This window comes from Ruegeria sp. AM5 (assembly GCF_056540645.1).
The window spans coordinates 1-4,026 of the sequence record NZ_JBQFXC010000026.1; the positions used below are offsets into that span (position 1 = coordinate 1).

Annotated in this window: 3 protein-coding genes; all 3 read right to left on the minus strand. The window is 61.6% G+C overall.

Annotated features, from left to right (window positions below; translation table 11 throughout):
* Nucleotides 1-1,098 (minus strand): iron-containing alcohol dehydrogenase (locus ACR0AH_RS21060; RefSeq protein ID WP_170734256.1); only part of this gene is annotated, 1,098 nt, incomplete at its 3' end.
* A gap of 67 nt (nt 1,099-1,165) precedes the next feature.
* On the minus strand, nt 1,166-2,548 hold the full coding sequence (locus tag ACR0AH_RS21065) for an aldehyde dehydrogenase family protein (protein WP_170734257.1): 1,383 nt from the start codon (nt 2,546-2,548) through the stop codon (nt 1,166-1,168).
* A 128-nt stretch (nt 2,549-2,676) separates the two neighbouring features.
* Nucleotides 2,677-4,026 (minus strand): glutamine synthetase family protein (locus ACR0AH_RS21070; RefSeq protein WP_480593649.1); only part of this gene is annotated, 1,350 nt, incomplete at its 5' end.

Consider the following 4,026-nt stretch of genomic DNA (forward strand, 5'->3'; position numbering starts at 1 on the left):
GATCGGATTCCCTCCGCATGAGGGGTCGATGATTGCGCCCTGGACCAGTTCGGGGATGGCGGCTTTGGTGACGCCGAGGTCGGAGAGATTGCGGGGGATGGCGAGGCTGTCGTTGAACTCTTGCACGAAGCTGCGGAAGCCGTCGAAGCCGCCGTCGATGCCCAGATAGGCGGCGGCTTGCTGGAAGCGGTCGGCGATGACTGGCGCGTTGAACTCGAGCACGGCGGGCATGCAGACCGCGTTGGTGGTGCCGTGGTGGGTGTTGAACACCGCGCCGACGGGGTGGCTCATGGCGTGGATGGCGCCTAGGCCTTTCTGGAAGGCGGTGGCCCCCATCGCCGCCGCGCTCATCATCTGGGCGCGGGCTTCGATGTCGGTGCCGTCCGCATAGGCACGTGGCAGGTAGTCCTTGACCAGCCGCATCCCTTCCAGCGCGATGCCCTGAGACATCGGGTGGTAATGCGGGCTGCTGAACGCCTCGACACAATGCGCGAACGCATCCAGACCGGTGCCTGCGGTGATGAACTTGGGCATGCCCACCGTCAGCTCGGGGTCGCAGATCACCACGGTCGGCAGCACCTTGGGATGGAAGATGATCTTCTTGGCGTGGGTTTCAGAATTGGTGATGACGCTGGCGCGCCCCACTTCGGACCCGGTCCCGGCAGTTGTGGGGACGGCGATGATCGGCGCGATGGCATCGGCATCCGCTCGGGTCCACCAATCGCCGATGTCCTCAAAGTCCCAGACCGGGCGCGTCTGACCACACATGAAGGCGACCATCTTGCCCAGATCCAGCCCCGAGCCGCCGCCAAAAGCGATCACCCCGTCATGGCCGCCCGCGTTATAGGCCGCAACACCGGCCTCGAGGTTCTGTTCATTGGGGTTCGGGTCCACATCCGCGAACAGACCCCGGCCCAGACCGGCGGTCTCCATGATATCCAGCGTCGCGGTGGTGATCGCCAGGTCGGCCAGCCCCTTGTCGGTGACCAGCAGCGGCTTCTTCATGCCGGCCGCAGCACAGGCTTCGGGTAATTCATTGATCCGCCCGGCCCCGAATTTGATTGCGGTTGGATAAGACCAGTTTCCAACAAGTGACATGTTTGCTTTCCTTCGTGTCAAAAGGCCTGCCCCGGCGAGGGGGTCATTCCGAGGCAGGCCGGCGTCCTTAGCCCGTGACCTTTTTCAGGTGATAGGATTTGGGACGTGTCAGGTTGTGATAGCCAATGACCGAGAGACCGCCGCCGCGCCCGGTATTCTTGCAGCCGGTCCAACACAGGCCGGGATCCAGATAATCGGCGCGGTTCATGAAGACGGTGCCCGTCTCAATCTGGTCGCCCACGCGGGCCGCGCGATCCAGATCGCGGGTCCAGAGGCTCGCTGTCAGGCCAAACGCGCTGTCATTCATCAGCCGGATGGCCTCATCATCCGTGGACACTTTCATGATGCCCACTACCGGGCCAAAGCTTTCATCCCGCATCACCCGCATGTCATGGGTGACATTGGTCAGGATCTGCGGCGTCAGATATGCGCCGCCATCATCCTCGGGGAAGATGTCGATATGGGCCACCGCACCAGCCTCGACCGCCTCGGCAATCTGCGCCCGTACCTCATCGGCAAAGCGCACATTGGCCATCGGGCCAATGGTGGTCTCAGCGTCCAGCGGATTGCCCAGCTTATAGCCCTTCACGATCTCCACCGCCCTGGCGACGAAGTCGTCATACAGGCTTTCATGCACATAAATCCGCTCGATCCCGCAGCAGCACTGGCCCGCGTTGAACATTGCCCCGTCGATCAGCGTCTCAACCGCCGCCTCCAGATCGGCATCGTCCATCACATAACCCGGATCCTTGCCGCCCAACTCAGTCCCGACGCCGGTAAAGGTGCCCGCCGCCGCGCGCTCCATCGCCTGGCCGCCGCCGACCGAGCCGGTGAAGTTCACGAAGTCGAACGCATTGCCCGCGATCAGATCGTTGGTCACGTCATGGCTCAGAAAGACATTCTGGAACACGTCTTCGGGCACACCCGCTGCATGGAAGGCCTGCGCCATACGCTCGCCCACCAGCAGGGTCTGCGTGGCGTGTTTCAGGATCACCGTATTACCCGCGATCAGCGCCGGGGCCACCGTGTTGATCGCCGTCATGTAGGGGTAGTTCCACGGCGCCACCACAAACACCACCCCATGCGGGATACGCTTGATATAGCGCTTGAATGTCTCATCCTCACCCACCGCGATATCAGCCAATGCGCTTTCGGCAATCCCGGCCATATGGCTTGCGCGCTCGTTGAAGCCGCCGAACTCACCGCCATAGCGCACCGGGCGACCCATCATATGCGCCAACTCGGGCACGATTTCCTCATTCATCGCGCCGACAGCAGCCACACCCGCCATCACAAGATCAATGCGTTCCCGCAAGGGCCGCGCCGCCCAAGCCGCCTGTGCGGCCCGCGCCCGGCCCGCAACCTCAAACGCGGCCTCCCGCGACAACACCTCGCGCTCGGCAAAAACCGACCCATCAATCGGCGAGACACATTGCAACATCTGCCCCATAGTCACTCCATCTCTAAAGAGAGCAGGATCCCTGCTTCATCTGGCCATAAATATCTCGGGAGCCGCCATTGGTGCGCCATTGGTTCGAGCGCCAATGGCGGCGGGGCTGGCCCCTCGCTTTCACCCTCTCAAGCCCGCTCGAACCCGCGGGCAATTTCCCAATCGGTCACCACGCGCTCAAACTCTTCGATCTCAACCTCGGCCGCGCGCGCATAGTGATCGACAACGTCATCTCCCATCGCAGCCCGCAACATCGCCGAGCCATGCAGCGCATCCCGCGCCGCGCGCAGATTGCCCGGGATCATCCCCGTCTCTCCCTGATAGACGTCACCCGTGGTCGGCGGCTGCAACTCCAGCCCTTCTTCGATCCCAGCGATCCCCGCCGCCAGCATCCCAGCCATCGCCAGATAGGGGTTCATATCCGAGCCCGGGATACGGCATTCCACCCGCACCGCCTTGGTGCCGTCACCGCACAGGCGGAACCCGGCGGTGCGGTTGTCCACCGACCAGATGATCCGCGTCGGCGCAAAGGTCCCCTTCATGAACCGCTTGTAGCTGTTGATGTAGGGCGCCATGAAACAGGTGTAATCGGCGGCGTATTTCAAAAGACCCGCCATGTAGCTTTTCATCACATCCGACATGCCGAGCGGATCTTTTTCGTCGAAAAAGATCGGCCGCCCCTCGGACCAGAGCGACTGATGCACGTGGCTGGAACTGCCCACTTTCTCATGATGCCATTTCGGCAGGAAGGTCGCGGCATGCCCATGCTGCCAGGCAATCTCTTTCACCGCGTTCTTGGCGATCGAGTGATACTCGGCCGTGTCCATTGCAGGCGCATATTTGATGTTCAGCTCTTCCTGCCCGGTCTCGGCCTCACCTTTCGTGTTCTCGACCGGTATCCCCGCATCCCACAGATGGTTGCGGATCGGGCGCATCACATGCTCTTCCTTGGTGGTCTGAAGGATGTGATAGTCTTCGTTGTACCCCGAGATCGGCTCAAGGTCGCGAAAGCCTTCCTTGCGGATCTGATCAAAGCTTTTCTCGAACAGGAAAAACTCCAGCTCGGTGGCGCACATCGCGTCATAGCCCATCGCCTTCAGCCGGTTCACCTGACGTTTCAGGATCGAGCGCGGCGCGTGTGGCACTTCTTCATGCGTGTGATGATCCAGCACATCGCACATCACCATCGCCGTGCCTTCCAGCCACGGCACCGGACGCAGCGTGCTCAGATCCGGCTTCATCACATAATCGCCATAGCCTCGCTCCCAACTGGTCGACGCATACCCGTCCGGCGTCCCCATCTCGAGATCCGTCGCCAGCAGATAATTGCAGCAATGCGTCTCTTCCCACGCTCCCGCAACAAAATGACCCGCATGAAACCGCTTGCCCATCAAACGGCCCTGCATGTCAACCAGACAAACCAATACCGTATCAATCTCGCCAGACGAAACCTCAGCCTTCAAATGCTCAAATGTCAG